Origin of the sequence: Pseudomonas sp. HS-18, from assembly GCF_020401845.1 — a bacterium.
Taxonomy (GTDB): Bacteria; Pseudomonadota; Gammaproteobacteria; order Pseudomonadales; family Pseudomonadaceae; genus Pseudomonas; species Pseudomonas nitroreducens.
Genome location: NZ_CP084413.1, coordinates 1,329,299 through 1,344,356 on the forward strand (window position 1 = coordinate 1,329,299; position 15,058 = coordinate 1,344,356).

General features: G+C 65.1%; 16 protein-coding genes. 6 read left to right on the forward strand and 10 right to left on the reverse strand.

Annotated features, from left to right (window positions below; translation table 11 throughout):
- Positions 1-10: 10 nt before the first annotated feature.
- The gene (locus tag LDJ84_RS06260; RefSeq protein WP_226046076.1) at positions 11-844 is read right to left on the reverse strand and encodes a response regulator transcription factor; all 834 of its coding nucleotides are present in this window, start codon (positions 842-844) and stop codon (positions 11-13) included.
- Between the two features lie 149 nt (positions 845-993).
- Entirely contained in the window at positions 994-1,473 is a 480-nt protein-coding gene (locus LDJ84_RS06265; protein WP_081753990.1) for a prepilin peptidase, read from the reverse strand.
- A gap of 274 nt (positions 1,474-1,747) precedes the next feature.
- On the opposite strand from LDJ84_RS06265, the gene LDJ84_RS06270 reads away from it, so the two are divergent.
- Both LDJ84_RS06270 and LDJ84_RS06275 read left to right on the forward strand, forming a co-directional pair.
- Positions 1,748-2,218: a TadE/TadG family type IV pilus assembly protein gene (locus LDJ84_RS06270; RefSeq protein WP_024764108.1), complete on the forward strand. Its 471-nt coding sequence runs from the start codon at positions 1,748-1,750 to the stop codon at positions 2,216-2,218.
- An 8-nt stretch (positions 2,219-2,226) separates the two neighbouring features.
- The gene (locus LDJ84_RS06275; RefSeq protein ID WP_226046077.1) at positions 2,227-5,007 is read left to right on the forward strand and encodes a PAS domain-containing sensor histidine kinase; all 2,781 of its coding nucleotides are present in this window, start codon (positions 2,227-2,229) and stop codon (positions 5,005-5,007) included.
- 62 nt (positions 5,008-5,069) lie between these two features.
- Here the strand turns inward: LDJ84_RS06275 and LDJ84_RS06280 are convergent, their stop codons facing one another.
- The 3 genes from LDJ84_RS06280 to LDJ84_RS06290 all read right to left on the reverse strand — a co-directional run bounded on the left by LDJ84_RS06280 (position 5,070) and on the right by LDJ84_RS06290 (position 8,341).
- Positions 5,070-6,542: an inorganic phosphate transporter gene (locus LDJ84_RS06280; protein WP_037009147.1), complete on the reverse strand. Its 1,473-nt coding sequence runs from the start codon at positions 6,540-6,542 to the stop codon at positions 5,070-5,072.
- A 285-nt stretch (positions 6,543-6,827) separates the two neighbouring features.
- Complete coding sequence (locus LDJ84_RS06285) at positions 6,828-7,043, reverse strand: hypothetical protein (protein WP_024764111.1); 216 nt, start codon at positions 7,041-7,043, stop codon at positions 6,828-6,830.
- A gap of 221 nt (positions 7,044-7,264) precedes the next feature.
- Positions 7,265-8,341 carry a sigma-54 interaction domain-containing protein gene (locus tag LDJ84_RS06290; RefSeq protein WP_024764112.1) on the reverse strand — a complete coding sequence of 359 codons (1,077 nt, stop codon included), beginning with the start codon at positions 8,339-8,341 and terminating at the stop codon, positions 7,265-7,267.
- Positions 8,342-8,564: 223 nt separating this feature from the next.
- On the opposite strand from LDJ84_RS06290, the gene LDJ84_RS06295 reads away from it, so the two are divergent.
- On the forward strand, positions 8,565-8,870 hold the full coding sequence (locus LDJ84_RS06295; protein WP_024764113.1) for a PsiF family protein: 306 nt from the start codon (positions 8,565-8,567) through the stop codon (positions 8,868-8,870).
- 228 nt (positions 8,871-9,098) lie between these two features.
- On the opposite strand, the gene LDJ84_RS30665 is transcribed toward LDJ84_RS06295, so the two are convergent.
- From LDJ84_RS30665 to dmeF, 3 genes are all read right to left on the reverse strand, one after another.
- Positions 9,099-9,233 (reverse strand): hypothetical protein, encoded by a 135-nt coding sequence (locus LDJ84_RS30665; protein WP_017519380.1) that lies wholly within the window; start codon positions 9,231-9,233, stop codon positions 9,099-9,101.
- A 78-nt stretch (positions 9,234-9,311) separates the two neighbouring features.
- Positions 9,312-10,241: a pseudouridine synthase gene (locus tag LDJ84_RS06300; protein ID WP_024764114.1), complete on the reverse strand. Its 930-nt coding sequence runs from the start codon at positions 10,239-10,241 to the stop codon at positions 9,312-9,314.
- Between the two features lie 85 nt (positions 10,242-10,326).
- The gene (gene dmeF / locus LDJ84_RS06305; protein ID WP_024764115.1) at positions 10,327-11,283 is read right to left on the reverse strand and encodes a CDF family Co(II)/Ni(II) efflux transporter DmeF; all 957 of its coding nucleotides are present in this window, start codon (positions 11,281-11,283) and stop codon (positions 10,327-10,329) included.
- Between the two features lie 61 nt (positions 11,284-11,344).
- Here dmeF and LDJ84_RS06310 point away from each other — a divergent pair, with 61 nt between their 5' ends.
- On the forward strand, positions 11,345-11,620 hold the full coding sequence (locus tag LDJ84_RS06310) for a metal/formaldehyde-sensitive transcriptional repressor (protein ID WP_024764116.1): 276 nt from the start codon (positions 11,345-11,347) through the stop codon (positions 11,618-11,620).
- 12 nt (positions 11,621-11,632) lie between these two features.
- On the opposite strand, the gene LDJ84_RS06315 is transcribed toward LDJ84_RS06310, so the two are convergent.
- Positions 11,633-11,863, reverse strand: coding sequence for a DUF2789 domain-containing protein (locus LDJ84_RS06315; RefSeq protein WP_024764117.1), 231 nt, complete (start codon positions 11,861-11,863; stop codon positions 11,633-11,635).
- A gap of 169 nt (positions 11,864-12,032) precedes the next feature.
- Between LDJ84_RS06315 and LDJ84_RS06320 the strand changes: the two genes are divergently transcribed.
- Positions 12,033-13,235, forward strand: coding sequence for an MFS transporter (locus LDJ84_RS06320; RefSeq protein WP_038803246.1), 1,203 nt, complete (start codon positions 12,033-12,035; stop codon positions 13,233-13,235).
- 116 nt (positions 13,236-13,351) lie between these two features.
- Here the strand turns inward: LDJ84_RS06320 and LDJ84_RS06325 are convergent, their stop codons facing one another.
- Positions 13,352-13,969 carry a glutathione S-transferase family protein gene (locus LDJ84_RS06325; RefSeq protein WP_084358300.1) on the reverse strand — a complete coding sequence of 206 codons (618 nt, stop codon included), beginning with the start codon at positions 13,967-13,969 and terminating at the stop codon, positions 13,352-13,354.
- Between the two features lie 128 nt (positions 13,970-14,097).
- Between LDJ84_RS06325 and LDJ84_RS06330 the strand changes: the two genes are divergently transcribed.
- Complete coding sequence (locus tag LDJ84_RS06330) at positions 14,098-14,988, forward strand: LysR substrate-binding domain-containing protein (RefSeq protein WP_024764119.1); 891 nt, start codon at positions 14,098-14,100, stop codon at positions 14,986-14,988.
- Positions 14,989-15,058 lie beyond the last annotated feature (70 nt).

Consider the following 15,058-nt stretch of genomic DNA (forward strand, 5'->3'; position numbering starts at 1 on the left):
GGCGCGGTGCTCAGTGCACCGCGCTGCTCTGGGAGGCGCTGGGGGAAATGGCGAGGGCAAGCTGCGTGCGGTTGTGCATGTGCATCAGCCGCAGCACCTGCGAGACGTAAAGCTTCACGGTGTTCTCGGTGATCCCCAGGTCGTAGGCGATCTGGTAGTTGGTCAGCCCCTTGCTCACCAGGCGCGCCACCGCCTGCTGGCGCGGCGAGAGCTTGTTGAACAACGGGTTGTTCACCACTGGCGCGATCTGCTCGGCGTTGTTCGGCGCGGCGCTGGCCGCAGGCTCGGTTTGCTCCTGCTTGAGCGCGCCGCCGCCGGCGGGCTGGCCGCCACCGTGAACCTCGTACTTGATCTTGTGGATATCCCGCGAAATCGAATTGAGCGATTCGGCGAGGTATTCCAGGCGCTGGTTCACGTGGCTCAGGCTCAGCTGGCTACGGATGCGTTCGTGCAGGCGCGCTTCCAGGCGCTCCAGGCCCTTGAGCAGGTCCATCGGCGCCACCGGCTTCTGGTAGTAGTCGGCAACGCCCACGCGCATGGCCTCTATCACTTCCTGGCTGCCCTGCTGGCCAGTGAGGATGATGGTTTCGAAGAACCGCGCCGTGCCGGCCGCTTCCTTCAGCGCCTCGACCACTCGGATGCCGTTGTCGCGCCCCAGGCCCAGGTCGCAGATCACCAGGCCGATCGAGAGATCGTCGCGGAATTTCTGCAGGGCGCTGTCCTTGCTGTCGCTGACCACGCAGTGGTAGCCGCTGTTTTCCAGCAACTCGGAAAGCTCGGAAGTGACCTGCGGCTCGTCATCGATGACCAGCACGCTGAAACGGCGATTGGCCGTTTTGTCCATGACTGCACGCTCCTTGAAAATACATATCCATTATTTTTATCGTCCGGTTGTTCGATAACCGCAGCCGGATCGTTCCATCAGGCGATGGGTGGTATTAACCCTTAGCATATAGTCGTTAAGTTTGCATCGCGCCAATAAAAGGCGAGGCATCAGTAAGGCAAGGAAAAGGCCGTCAGAAGACCGACGAATAGCGTGAATATGAAAGGGAATGACTTGAACTTTGACGGTTGCAGTCTGGCTAATTTCTTTTTGCAATTAATCGCCACGCTGTCCGAATCAATCAAAAGTTTGCTGGCGAGCATCAGCAGTACGCAGAACAGGCTGGCCAGGGCCAGGGTATAGAGCACCGTCAGCGGGTCGCTGGCCAGGCCCAGAGCGACCAGCAGCTTCACGTCGGCCGCGCCCAGCTTCCCCAGCCAGTAGCCCGGTACGGTGAGCGCTGCCGCCAGCAACGCCGCCAGTGCCGCGGTCTGTGGGGTGTGTCCGGTCAGCGTGTGACCGGTGGCCAGCAGGAACAGCAGGGCGAGCAGGGCGCCGCCAAGGGTCAGCCAGTTGCTGACCCGCAGCCGGGTGAGATCCTGGTAGGCACAGACCGCGAACCAGGCCAGAAGGCAGAGTTTGAACAGCATCGAGAATATCCTCATCCCGGAGGCGGCGATGTCGAAGCAGATACGAGGAGTCTTAAGGTATTCGCTATTGCAGCGCTATATTGCAATTCAAGCCAGATAAATTCGAATTTGGCTCGCAACGTTATTCCGACAGGACATCCGGCGAATCCCGGAAGACCGCCTAGTATTGCTGGGTAGCGGTAATTATCCGACGGCGCGTATCTTCAGCAAAGTTTAGCCGTGCCGATAAGTTGAACGATCATTCAAGTTGCATGTTGGTCCGGGAGTATTGCGCATGAACGGAGTCGGCGGTCGCAGCACGCAGCGGGGCGCGGTAGCTATCGAGTTCGCCGCGGTGTTCGTTCTGTTCTTCGCGGTTCTTTACGGGCTGCTGGGTTATTGCGTACCCCTGCTGATGCTGCAGTCCTTCAACGATGCGGCGGCGGCCGGCGCGCGGGTGGCCGTTTCGGTGAATCCACAGGCGGCGGGCGGTTATAACGCCGCGCTCAAGGCTGCCGTGGACAGCGCCGTGACCCAACGCCTGAGCTGGATGCCGACGAGCTGGCGCAATGGCTGTTACGGCGGGCAGTTCATGGATACCCCGGTGACGCAAACGGTGTCGGGCCGCCAGTACACCCGTGTGCAGGTTTGCATCAGCTATCCCTATGCCACCTCGCCCATCGTGCCGCTGCTGACCCTGCCAGGGATCGGCACCGTGCCGCGCTTGCCGGACGTGCTCAGCGGCACGGCCAGCGTCCTGCTCTGAGGCGCTGGATGTTCGATTTCTGGCGCTCCAGGCCCCGTGGCCAGCATGAGATGAACGAAAACCCGCTGCCAAGCCGGCCCCTGGCCGCACGGCGGCGCCCGGCTCTGCCGGCGGAAGAGCTGGCGGAGCCCGTGGTGACCGGCCACTGCGACCTTTGGCTGGAGCTGGACAGTCGTGACCGCGTCATCGCCCGTGGCGGCAGCCAGGCGCACAGGTTGCTGCCGCCGGTGCCGGGCAATGGGGATCTGCCAGGCCTCGGCGATTACCTGGACCGCCGAATTCCCGGCGGCATGCAGGTATCCAGCCTGCGCGGCGGCGAGCGCCTCGACCTGGTGCTGCGCAGCACCGGCGACCTGCCGCTGGTCTGCCGCTTCCGCGCCGTCCTGCAGGCCAACGAGCATTGCCTGTTGCTGGGTACGGACATCTCCGACCTGAACTGGCAATCCGACAACCAGCAGCACAAGTTGCAGTGCCTGAGCCTCAGCAAGCTCCTGCTGGCGCGCCTGCGTCATAGCTCGCAGCGTCGCCTCAGCGAGGCGGTGGGTGAGGTACTGGAGGCCTTCTGCAGCAACTTCCACATGCGCAGCATGGCACTCTTGCTGGAAGCTCCGGACCAGAGCCTGAGGGTCTTCGCCTGCTATGTGCAGCCCGGATTCGACAGCCTGCTGCGGGAAAACCTTGTGCTGCCCGGCGACGAGCTGCGCGCGGCCAGCGGTGCCTGCCTGCTGGGGGCGGATGACAGGCCATCGGAGCTGCTGCGTACCCTGTGCTGCGCCCAGCTCTACCTGATTCCGGCGCCCGTACGGGGCGGGCGCCTCGCCGGCCTGCTGGCCGAACCCATGGAGCACGGCGGCACCTGGCCAGGGCTGGCCCCGAGCGACTGGCAGTATCTGGCGGAAATCCTCACCAACCTCGTTCACGAGCGCACCGAACTGCACAGTCTGCGCGATAGCAGCCGACGCCTGAGCCTGTTGCAGGACATGGTCGGTGGTGGCTGGTGGCGGTTACGGGTCGACGAAAGCCTGTTCGAACTGTCGCCGGCCGTCGCAGCGAGCCTCGGCCTGGCGGAAGGGCAATTGCAGCTGGCACTGGCCGACCTGTTGGCCCTGCTGCACCCGGCCGATGCCGACGAACTCAGCCTGCGCCTTCGCAACCTGCAACCGGGCGGGCGGCTGGTCCAGGATCTGCGCCTGCGCAGTGCAGCGTCGACCCAGACGCGCCGATGGCTGCGCCTGCAGGGACGACGACAGGCCCGCGTCGGGGACCAGCTGATGGACGGCGTGCTGTTGGACATCAGCGAGGGCAAGTTGCAGGAAGAACAGGCGCTGGCGGCCCATGCCCGGCTGCGCAACCTGATCGACAGCGCGCCGGTGGTGATCTATGTGCAGCGAGTGGAGGAGGGGCACCTGATCCCCGAGTTCTACAGCGAGAGCGCGGGCAACATTCTCGGCCTGGACCTGCAGGGGCAGAGCTGGCAGGCGCTGGCTGAACGGGTGCATCCCGACGATCTGGAGGCCTTCCTCGACCGTGGCCGCGAACTGCTGCGCGAAGGCCGCGTCCGCACCGAGTACCGCCTGTGCGACAGTAGCGGCGAATGGCACTGGCTGTATGACGAGGCCAAGCTGCTGCGGGATATCCAGGGCATTCCGCAGGAGGCTGTCGGCCTCTGGCTGGATGTCACCGAACAGCGTCTTGCGGCCATGCAGATCGCCGAAAGCGAGGAGCGCTACCGCGTATTGGTGGAGGATTCGCCGGCGCTGATCTGCCGCTACGACCCGGACCTGAGGCTGACCTTCATCAACCGCACCTTCGCCCAGGTGCTGGGCGAGCCGGTGGAAGCATTGCTCGGTCGGCGGCTGGACGAGTGGCTGTCGCAACAGGATTGCAGCGCCTTGCGAGCGCGCCTGGTGGGCGGTGGCCAGGGCGCGGCCGACGATTCCTGGGAGCTGCGTTTCTGCCTGCCAGGCCAGCGCAATCTCTGGCTGATCTGGTCGGACCGGCCGCTGCTGGATGCCGAGGGCCGGCTGGTGGAAGTCCAGGCCGTAGGCCGCGATAACACGGCCGTGCGCCATGCACAGCAACAGTTGGCCCAGGGCGCGAAGATGGCCAGCCTGGGCGAGATGGTCAGCGGCATGGCCCACGAGATGAAGCAGCCGCTGCACGTCTTGCGCATGTCCCTCTACAACGCCCGGCAGAAGCTGGGCGAACCGGAATACCTGAAGGAAAAACTGGAACGTGCCGACGCACAGATAGACCGCCTGTCACGGGTGATCAGCCATATGGGCGTGTTCAGCCGTAAATCGGAGCTGGAAGCCGCGCCGTTCGATCCCTACGACGCCTGCGAAGGCGCCATTGCGCTGCTGGGCGAAAGCCTGACCCAGCAGGGCATCAGTCTGGAGTGCCGGCCGCCGGCCCAGCGGGTGGTGGTGCGCGGCTACTCCGACCAGCTCGAGCAGGTGCTGATCAACCTGCTGGCCAACGCGCGCGACGCGCTGCTCGGGCGCGGCGAGGAGGGTGCCCGCTGGGTCGGCGTGGCGCAGGAGCCGTGCACCGACACCGATTGGGTGGAATTGCACGTGCGCGACAACGCTGGCGGTATCGACCCGGCGGTGATGGAGCGCATCTTCGAGGCCTTCTTCACCACCAAGCCTATCGGCAAGGGCACCGGCCTGGGCTTGTCGGTGAGCCACGACCTGATTCGCAACATGGGCGGCAGCCTGTCTGTGGATAACTACAAGGGCGGTGCTCGCTTCATCATCCGCCTGCCGCGGCAGGTCGTGAATCTGTGAGGGATCGGAAATGAAAAACGCCTGCGGATGCAGGCGTTTTTCGGGGGGGGCGTGTCGCGGAGTCAGCCGATGAAGCGCGAGGACAGCCAGAACAGGCCCGCAGCCAGCGCGATCGACACGGGCAGGGTCAGTACCCAGGCCATGAGGATGTTGCGAATCGTGCTACCTTGCAGGCCGCTGCGGTTGGCCACCATGGTGCCCGCCACGCCCGAGGACAGCACGTGCGTCGTGGAGACCGGCAGGCTGTAGATGTTGGCCATGCCGATGGCGGCGGTCGCGGTGAGCTGGGCGGCGATGCCCTGGGCATAGGTCATGCCCTGCTTGCCGATCTTCTCGCCGACGGTGAGCACCACGCGCTTCCAGCCGACCATGGTGCCGATGCCCAGGGCCAGGGCCACGGCGATGATCACCCAGAAAGGTGCGTACTCGGTGGTGCTGGTCAGGTCCTTGCGCAGCTTCTCCAGGTCCGCCTTTTCGCGGGATGGCAGCTCGGACAGCTTGCCGACCTTCTTCGCGGTGTCGTCCAGGCACAGCAGATAGCGGCGCACCTGCACGCGCTCATCGTCGTTCAGGTCGGTGTAGCTGGAAACGCCGTGCAGGTCGCTCAGCAGACCCTTGAGGGTCGCCTCGGTCTGCTTCGGCTCGCAGCGGTACAGATCGGGCAGGTCCGCTTCGCTGGCCTTGCCCAGGGCGAGCATCTCGCCGAGGGTGTCGGAATGGCGGTTGTAGAACTGCTGCAGGTGGATGGCGGCGTCGCGGGTGCGCTCGATCTGGTAGGTGGTGCTGTTCAGGTCGAGGACGAACTTCGCCGGGACGATGCCGATCAGCACCAGCATGATCAGGCCGATGCCTTTCTGGCCGTCGTTGGAGCCATGCACGAAGCTCACGGTCATGGCCGAGATCACCAGTACCAGGCGGTTCCAGAACGGCGGGTGCTTCTTCTCGTCGACGTCGCGGCGGGTTTCCGGCGTCTTGTGCATCTTTGACAGCGGATACAGCCACTTCAGGCCGATCAGCAGGGCGCCGGCGACCAGGAAGCCGGCCAGTGGCGAGAAGATCAGCGACAGGCCGATGTCGATGGCCTTGCCCCAGTTGATCCCGTCGGCCACCGGCACGCCGGTGATCAGAGCATTCGCCAGGCCCACGCCGAGGATCGAGCCGATCAGGGTGTGCGAGCTGGAGGCCGGGATGCCGAAGTACCAGGTGCCCAGGTTCCAGGTGATGGCCGCGGCAAGCAATGAGAACACCATGGCCAGGCCGTGGCCGGTATTCACGTTGATCAGCAGTTCCACCGGCAGCAGGTGGACGATTGCGTAGGCGACGCCAACGCCGCCGAGCAATACGCCGAGGAAGTTGAAGATGCCGGAGAGGATCACCGCGCGGTACGGGGACATGGCCTTGGTATAGATGACCGTGGCCACCGCGTTGGCGGTGTCGTGGAAGCCGTTGATGAACTCGAAGGCCAGGACGAATGTGAGTGCCAGCACCAGGCTGATACCCACCCAGACATCGAGTCCGCTGAAGAGATCGAACATGAAAATTCTATGACCGGTCGGAGACGGGGCGGCGATTATGCCAGAAGCTTGGAGCACCGTATTCAGCCTGAAACGGTTTCTCCAATTTGCGCGACGCCACGTCGCACGGCGCTTTCAGGCAGGGTGGAAAAAGTTTGCAATGCTTCCACGCGGGCCGCCGGCCCATCGGATGAGTGTTTGCAGGCCAACTGGCGGGCTCCCCCACGGAGCACTGCTCGTCCATCGCCTCGAGATTTTCCCCAACGGATTCCGGGGGAGTCTCTTGGCCTGGGGCCGTACCTGCGATTAAAGGGACGGGGCTTCCAGATCCTTTTTCAGTCGTTCTTCTTCGATTCTTTCCAGCTCCCGGTCGAAGGCCTTGTCCTGCACGCTGGGTCGCTTGCGCCAGGGTTTCTTGCCGGGTTCGGGCTGAGCGGCATAAAGGGTCACTTCGCCGCCCTGTTCATCCTTGAAACGTTGCTCCTGGCGCTCCAGTTCCGCGCGCAGTTCGTCTTTGGTCACGATCATTCCTGATGAATAGCTGATGACTTGAAGCTTTGAAGATGGGCCTCGCACGGGCAATCCACACCTAGCCGGGGTGTCGTCCTGGCAGTGTAGACGTTCAGGGGGCGCTGGCGTGCCGGCCGGAAAACGGCGCGGATTATAACCTTTGCCGGGGGGCGACCGGGCGAGAAGCGCCGACGGACGGTTTCAGCCCAGCGCCGGCGCGGGCTGAAACCACCTCAGCCGGTGCGGCTGAGGTTCAGCTCGCCAATCTTCTCCAGGCGCGCCCGGACGATGTTGCGGCTGATGCCCAGCAGACGGCCGGTCTGCAGCTGGTTGCCGTGGCAGAAGTGGTAGGCGGTGCGGAACAGGACCTCTTCGACATGCTCGTAGAGGTCGGGCTTGTTGCTTTCGAACAACTCCAGCAGCGCCTGCTCCAGCGTCGCCTCGACTCGCGGGGCGAGGGCATGGGGGAGGTGGTCCTGGCGCAGCAGGTCGTGGCGCGGAGCGGAGGGCAGCTCGGCCAGTTGCAGATCGCCCGGCTGCACCTGCTGGTTGCGGCACACTAGCAGGGCGTGGTGGATCGCGTTCTCCAGCTCGCGGATGTTGCCCGGCCAGGTGTGGCCCAGCAGCTTGCGTTCGGCCTCGGGGCTCAGCGAGGCACGGTTGTAGCCCAGGCGCTGGCAGTGTTCCTCGAGGAAGAACTCGGCCAGCGGCAGGATGTCGCCGGGGCGCTCGCGCAGTGGCGGCAGGCGAATGGTGGCGACGTGCAGGCGGTAGAACAGGTCCTCGCGGAAATGCCCGGCTACCACGGCGTCGGCCAGGTTGACGTTGGTCGCGGCAACCACCCGCACGTTGATCGGTACCGGCGTGCGCGAACCCAGGCGCACGACTTCGCGCTCCTGCAGCACGCGCAGCAGCTTCACCTGCATGTTCAGCGGCAGGTCGCCGATCTCGTCGAGGAACAGGGTGCCGCCGTTGGCCGATTCGAACCAGCCGGCCTTGCTGCTGGTGGCGCCGGTGTAGGCGCCTTTCTCGTGGCCGAACAGCTCGCTTTCCACCAACGTCTCGGAGAACGCGCCGCAGTTCACCGCCACGAAGGGGGCCGTGCTGCGTCGGCTGAGCTTGTGGATATGCCGGGCGACCAGTTCCTTGCCGGTGCCGGTCTCGCCGATGATCAGCGCGTTGGCCTCGCTGGGCGCCAGGCGCTCGATGCGGTTGAGCAGCTCCTGCGAGCGTGGGTCCTTGAACACCAGCACCGTGGCGCGGACCGACTTGGTTTGCTCGCGGGCATTGGGAAGGGTCAACAGCGACATGGCAGGTTCCTGGCGTACCGGATGGGTGGCAGCGCCATACTGCGGCATTTTTGTTATTTCAAAAAATTATCAATTAGAATTTATATATAACCATTTTATTTTTTATGCCGTGGCAAACGTCACGCGGATTGCGCCAGAAGCTCCCGGATCGCGTCGCAGGCCTCGCGAATGCTGGGCTGCGAGCTACGCTCAGAGTGGCAATTCCATCCTGGGAGACCACTCCATGACCACCGTTCGGATTCCGCTGCTCGTCCTGGCTCTGCTTTTCTCGGCGCAAGGCTTCGCGGCCACCGCCGCGCAGACCGCGCAGCAGGAGAAGATGAAAACCTGTAACGCCGATGCCACCACCAAGGCGCTCAAGGGCGACGAGCGCAAGGCGTACATGAGCACCTGCCTGAAGGCGGGCAGCGACGCCAAGAAGATGACCCCGCAGCAGGAGAAGATGAAGTCCTGCAATGCCGACGCCACCAGCAAGGCACTCAAGGGCGACGAACGCAAGGCGTTCATGAGCACCTGTCTGAAGAAGTGAGGATGGGGCGCGGCAGGGCCGCGCGTGACGACAAGGGCAGCTTCGGCTGCCCTTGTCGTTTGTGAAGGGCTCGCGAGCAAGCTCCCGAGCATCCTGTCGATAACGAGTGCCGGCGGGCGATATTGGCCCGGCGTTATAGGCCGGAGAACACCAGCCAGGCCGCAGCCAGTGCGTAGAGGACGATCACCGCATCCATGCGCAGCGCAGGCGGGAGTCGCCGCACCAGATTCATTTCTTGGCCACCGCGGACCAGAAACCCTGGGCATTGCGGAAGGGCTGGCGGGCCATCTGTTCGGGACGGGTGATGCCGTCGGCACGCAGGGCGTTGACGAGGGCGGAAAAGGACTTGGCGCTGTAGCTCATGGTCGGCTCCCGATGCTTTCTCTCCTTGGGGTGGAGCTATGAAAACACCGGGGCCACTATCGACGGAAATGGATCGTCTTAAGGGTGACCATCGATGAAATTGATGGAAGGCCAGGAGAGCTCCAGCTGGCTCCTGAAATGCCGCGCCTCACCGGTGACCGGGTCGATGAACTCCAGTTGCCGGGCCAGCAGCTTCAGCGGCTTGTCGAAGTCCTCCGGCGGACGTTCGCCGCGTGGTGGCAGCGTCGGGTACAGGGGATCGAAGCACAGCGCCGCACCCAGGCCCGACATGTGCACGCGCAGTTGGTGACGTTTGCCGGAGACCGGGTGCAATCCATAGCGCCACAGGGCGCCGCGCTGTTCGAGCACCTCGATGCGGGTTTCGCTGTTGGGCGTGCCGTCCACTTCCTGCATGCGGATGAAGGGATCGCCCTCGACCATTCGCGAACGATGCACAAGGGGAAACTCCCGTTCCGGCAGCGCTGGCGCGATGGCTTCGTACATCTTGTGGATGCGCCGCTCGCGGAACAGCGCCTGGTAGGTATCGCGGTTGTCCGGATTGGCGGAGAACAGCACCAGCCCGGCGGTTAGCCGGTCGATGCGGTGCAGCGGTACCAGCAGCGGGTTGTCCAGGCGCCTGGTGAGACGGGCGAGGAGGGTTTCCTCGACGTATTGACCGGCTGGCGTCACCGGCAGGAAGTGCGGCTTGTCCGCCACCACCAGGTGTTCGTCGGCATACAGGATGCTTTCCTGGAAGGGGATCGGCGTTTCCTGCGGCACCTCGCGGAAGTAGTGGATGCGCAGCGCTTCGCGGTAGGGATGCTCGGGGCCGATGGGCTGGCCGTCGTTGTCCAGCACCTTGCCGCGCGCCATGCGGTCCAGCCAGGTGTCGCGGCTTATCGCCGGGAAGCGCGCACACAGGCAATCCAGCACCGTCGTCCAGGGGCCGGCAGGCAGGTGCAGGATGCTGGCGCGTTGCTGGGCGGTGGAGAAGCGGGAGCTGGACATGCGGGCGGGCGACCGGGGTTCGACAGGCTGCGCATTAGGCCGTAGCGGCGTGGCGGTCGTCAAAGCCGCCACGACTTCCGGTCGTTCACGCGGGGAGAGGGTTGATCTCCACCGTGATGTGCGCCAGTTCCTCGTGGACCTGCAGGCGCTGGCGCACCAGCTCCGGCGTCAGGTTCCCGCTGCTGGCGAGGCTGAGGATGCAGGCATAGCGCGACTTGCCTACGCGCCACAGGTGCAGGTCGGTGATCCGCGCCGGTTGCGGCAAGCCGGCGACCACCTCGCGGATTTCCTCCACTACCGGGTCGTTCATTTCGGCATCCAGCAGCACCCGGCCGCTCTGCCTGAGCAGGCCGATCGACCAGACGGCCACCAGTACGGCGCCGACCATGCCCATCAGCGGGTCGAGCCAGGCGGCGCCCCAGATCAGGCCGCCGATCAGCGCGATGATCGCCGCTACCGAGGTGGCGGCGTCGGCCAGCACGTGCAGGTAGGCGGCGCGCAGGTTCAGGTCGTGCCCATGGTCATGATGTTCATGGTCGTGGTGATGGTCATGACCGTGATGGTGATCGTGGCCATGGTGGTGCTGCTCGCCGCGCAGCAACCAGGCGCAGGCCAGGTTCACCAGCAGGCCGATGACCGCGATGGCGATGGCTTGCTGATAATGGATCGGCGAAGGGGAGAGCAGTCGGGCGACGGACTCGAACATCATCAGCGCCGCCACGCCCAGTAGCAGGATGGCGCTGGTGTAGCTGGCGAGGACCTCGATCTTGAAGGTGCCGAAGGCGAAGCGTGCGTCGCCCTTGAAGCGCCGCGCCGCCACGTAGGCGAAGAACGCCAGGCCCAGCGCCAGGGCGTGGGAACTCATGTGCCAGCCGTCGGCGAGCAGCGCCATGGAGTTGAACACCCAGCCGCCGGCGATCTCCACCACCATCATCACGACGGTCAGCAGCGCGGCGCGCAGGGTGTTGCGCTCGGCCAGGGGATTGCCTTCGTGGAACTGGTGGTCGTGGCGACCGTCTTGCGAGGGGGCGGCAGGCTGCATGATGATGGTCCGTAGGATCAGTCTGGATACTATACCCCAGTATACCTTTGGAGCTTTTGACGTGGGACATACCATCAAGGACCAGAAGAAGCTGTTGACCCGGGTGCGCCGCATCAAGGGCCAGAGCGAGGCGCTGGAACGGGCGCTGGAGGCGGGCAGCGAATGCGCGGCGATCCTGCAGCAGATCGCCGCCATCCGCGGCGCGGTGAATGGCCTGATGGCCGAGGTGCTCGAAGGCCACCTGCGCGATCATCTGGGTGCCGAGGACCGCACCGCGGCGCAGCGCCACGAAGACCTGGAACAGGTCATGGGCGTGCTGCGCTCCTATCTCAAGTGAGGTAGCGGCGGATCAGTTGGACAGCCGAACCGCCAGTTCGTCGGCTTCCTCGGTCCAGTCCGAGTCCTGTTGCAGCGCCTCGCGCAGGAACTGCGACTGGGCCTCGTTCCAGAACGGCGCGTCCGGCAGTTTCTGGCCTTCGGCGAGGCGGTGGCTGCCGAGGAAGGCGTCGATCTCCTTGCGCCCGTCGGGCAGGCCCAGTTGCTTGAACAGGGCGCCCAGGCTGTGCTGGCTGGTATCCATGACGATCTCCTTGCTGCAGGTGGAGCGCACCGCTGCGGCGCGCGGCAATGGAACAACTATAGGAGCATCGAACGGCGCGCGAGGTTCGGATTGGCAATCGGGGCGGAAATAGATAGCCTGCTTTCAATCGTCCCCGCACATGCTCCGCCACCCACCGTCAGGCCCGTCCATGAGCTCGTCCGAGCAGCGAACCGCCTCCGTCACCCTGCGCATCCTCGCGACCGTCGTCTTCACCTTCGTCCTGTTCCTGAGCATCGGACTGCTGCTGCCGGTGTTGCCCGGTTTCGTCCATGAAGGCCTGGGCTACTCGACGGTGATCGCCGGCGCGGTCATCGGCCTGCAGTACATTGCCACCCTGGTATCCCGGCCGTTGGCGGGCCACATCGCGGACACCCACGGCGCCAAGCGCGCCGTGCTCTATGGCCTGGGTGTGCTGGGCATCGGCGGGGCCCTGGTGCTGGCTTCCACCAGCCTCGAATCGGTGAGCTGGCTGAGCCTGACGCTGCTGCTCGGCAGCCGCCTGCTGTTCGGCCTGGCGCAGGGACTGCTGGGGATCGGCACGGCAAGCTGGGGCATTGCCCTGGTGGGGACGCAGAACACCGCCAAGGTGATTTCCTGGAACGGCATCGTCAGCTACGGCGGCATTGCCATCGGTGCTCCGCTGGGGGTGACCATGTCGGCCTCGCTGGGGCTGTGGAGCCTGGGTGTGAGTGTCCTGGTGCTGACCGCGCTGGGCTGGCTGGCGGCCCGAAACCGCGCGGAAGTGCCGACCATTTCCGGTGCGCGCATGGCCTTCCACGCGGTGCTGGGGCGCGTGCTGCCCTACGGGATGTGCGTGATGCTTGGCTCCATCGGCTTCGGCACCCTGGCGACCTTCATCACCCTTTATTACGGCAGCCAGGGCTGGGCCAATCCGGCCTGGTGCCTGACTGCCTTTGGCGTCTGCTTCGTCGGCGCGCGGCTGGTCTTCTCGGGCATGGTCAATCGCTTCGGCGGCTTTGCCGTCGCGGTGGTCTGCCTGGGTGTGGAAGTTTTCGGCCTGCTGCTGCTCTGGCAGGCGCCGGGGCCGGGCTTCGCGCTGCTGGGCGCGGCGCTGACCGGCTGTGGCCTGTCGCTGGTCTATCCGTCACTGGGTGTGGAGGCGGTGCTGCGCATCCCGGCCAGCAGCCGCAGCGCGGGGCTGGGCGCCTACGCACTGTTCTTCGACCTGGCGATGGGCGTCGCCGGCCCATTGATGGGGCTGGTCGCTGCCCGTCATGGCTATGCGTCGATCTTCCTTGTCGCCGCCGGGCTGGCGCTCTGCGGCTTCGTCATCTGCTTCGTGCTGCTGCGCTTCACTCGCCAACAGCACGAGGAACTGCCGAAGGACTAGGTCTCAGTGGGTAGGAGCGGGCTCTGTTGGCGATGTCTTGCCGGTCGCTCCGTCAATAGGCCTGGCGTGGGGGCAGCCGATTGCGGACGGAGCGCGCTCCTGCGCTCGGTGAAAGATCACACCGGCGGGAAGGCCTTGAACACTTCCAGCGCCTCGGCCTGCTGCGCCCAGTCGCCCACCGCCGGATAGCTGTCCGCCGGGATGTCTTCCGAGTGCAGCAGCTGCACGAAAGTCCAGGCCACCGCGATGCTCAGGCCGGCCTGGTCCAGCGGCGCGGCGGCGTCCAGCGACATTTCGCGCAGTTCGCTCTCCAGTTGTGCCAGGGCGGCATGCAGTTGCTGGTCGACCCGCTCCTGCCAACTGGCCAGCTGCTTGTCATCCGGCCGCTGTTGCTCGTAATAGCGCTGCACCGCCTTCTCCATGACCGCCAGCGCGAGGCCCAGCAGACGCGTGGCGCGCACCCGTGCGGCCGGTTCGGCTGGCATCAGGCTGCGGCCGGCCAGGTGTTCGAGGCAGTCGATGATCAGGGTCGAGTCCATCAGCACCTGGCCATCGCCCAGTACCAGGGTCGGTGCCTTGACTACCGGGTTGATGCCGCGGAATTCCTCGTAGGTGCGGAATACCGACAGCGACTGGTGGCTGAACTCGATGCCGAGCAGGCGCAGGGTAATGGCGACACGGCGCACATAGGGCGAGTCGAGCATGCCGATCAGGTGCGGAAGCTTCTGTTGCATGGGTACATCCTGTTAGTGGAAATTGCATGGTGGCTGACGCGGTCATCCGCGTAATGGCCATGAATCTAGCGGCTTTGACCCCTGGGTAATAGCGACGATTAGTGACCGATTAGGTTAGGGAAACTTACATGAGCGCATTTCCACCGCTTTCCGCCCTGCGCAGCTTCGAAGCCGTCGCCAGGCTTGGCAGCGTGACCCTCGCCGCCGGAGAGCTGCACGTCACCCACTCGGCCATCAGCCAGCAGGTGCGTCAACTGGAGGGCCTGTTGGGCATCACCCTGCTGCAGCGCGAAGGCCGGGGGTTGCGGTTGAGCGAGGAGGGCCGTCTGTATGCCCTGCAGATTCGCGGCGCGCTGCGCGATATCGCCGAGGCCACTCGTCTGGCGAAGGCCCGCCCGGGGGAGGACGAGCTGGTGGTGGCGCTCACGCCGTCCTTCGGCCAGAAATGGCTGTTGCCACGTTTGCCCGGATTCCGTGCGGCTTATCCACAGTACCGCCTGCGCCTGCTGGCCAGTCTGGAAGTGATGGACCTGCGCCAGGGATTGGCCGATGTGGCCATTCGCATCGGCCAGGGACACTGGGAGGGGCTGGCACGGCAGCGCCTGTTCGAGGACGAAGTGGTGCTCGTCGCTTCGCCGGACTTCAACGGAGGGCACCTGCCGACAACGCCGGAAGCGATTCTTCGTTGCCCGCGCGTCACGGGGTTCGAGTCCTGGCTGGGCTGGTGCCAGGCGGCGGGAGTGACAGTGCCCCAGCAGCCAGCGGAGTTCGTGGTGAACGATTCCAACCTGAGCATCGAGGCGGTACGCATGGGCCAGGGCATCGGCCTCGAGCGTCGCAGCCTGGTGGCCGCTGCGCTGGAAAGTGGCGAACTGGTGGCGCTGAGCGATCTGCGCGTGCCCTACGGCTTTCCCTACTGGCTGGTGTGGCCCGAGCGCGACGCGGCCCGGGCCAAGGTGGCGGCATTCGCCGGGTGGCTTTCCGGCGAAGTGGAGGCCTATCTCCAAAGCATTGCGTGAACCGCTCCCGAGCAACTACAGCTTCCGTGGACAGGTGATCCCGGGCCGGCGTGTGCCGACTCCGGTTGGC

What these genes read in the sequence shown, in the direction of transcription:
- LDJ84_RS06315 (WP_024764117.1), bottom strand. Translation starts at nt 11,863, where the DNA reads ATGGATACCAGCCAGCACAGCCTGGGCGCCCTGTTCAAGCAACTGGGC.
- LDJ84_RS06330 (WP_024764119.1), top strand. Translation starts at nt 14,098, where the DNA reads ATGAGCGCATTTCCACCGCTTTCCGCCCTGCGCAGCTTCGAAGCCGTC.
- LDJ84_RS06325 (WP_084358300.1), bottom strand. Translation starts at nt 13,969, where the DNA reads ATGCAACAGAAGCTTCCGCACCTGATCGGCATGCTCGACTCGCCCTAT.
- LDJ84_RS06265 (WP_081753990.1), bottom strand. Translation starts at nt 1,473, where the DNA reads ATGCTGTTCAAACTCTGCCTTCTGGCCTGGTTCGCGGTCTGTGCCTAC.
- LDJ84_RS06290 (WP_024764112.1), bottom strand. Translation starts at nt 8,341, where the DNA reads ATGTCGCTGTTGACCCTTCCCAATGCCCGCGAGCAAACCAAGTCGGTC.
- LDJ84_RS06270 (WP_024764108.1), top strand. Translation starts at nt 1,748, where the DNA reads ATGAACGGAGTCGGCGGTCGCAGCACGCAGCGGGGCGCGGTAGCTATC.
- LDJ84_RS06300 (WP_024764114.1), bottom strand. Translation starts at nt 10,241, where the DNA reads ATGTCCAGCTCCCGCTTCTCCACCGCCCAGCAACGCGCCAGCATCCTG.
- LDJ84_RS30665 (WP_017519380.1), bottom strand. Translation starts at nt 9,233, where the DNA reads ATGAGCTACAGCGCCAAGTCCTTTTCCGCCCTCGTCAACGCCCTGCGT.
- dmeF (WP_024764115.1), bottom strand. Translation starts at nt 11,283, where the DNA reads ATGCAGCCTGCCGCCCCCTCGCAAGACGGTCGCCACGACCACCAGTTC.
- LDJ84_RS06295 (WP_024764113.1), top strand. Translation starts at nt 8,565, where the DNA reads ATGACCACCGTTCGGATTCCGCTGCTCGTCCTGGCTCTGCTTTTCTCG.
- LDJ84_RS06320 (WP_038803246.1), top strand. Translation starts at nt 12,033, where the DNA reads ATGAGCTCGTCCGAGCAGCGAACCGCCTCCGTCACCCTGCGCATCCTC.
- LDJ84_RS06275 (WP_226046077.1), top strand. Translation starts at nt 2,227, where the DNA reads ATGTTCGATTTCTGGCGCTCCAGGCCCCGTGGCCAGCATGAGATGAAC.
- LDJ84_RS06280 (WP_037009147.1), bottom strand. Translation starts at nt 6,542, where the DNA reads ATGTTCGATCTCTTCAGCGGACTCGATGTCTGGGTGGGTATCAGCCTG.
- LDJ84_RS06260 (WP_226046076.1), bottom strand. Translation starts at nt 844, where the DNA reads ATGGACAAAACGGCCAATCGCCGTTTCAGCGTGCTGGTCATCGATGAC.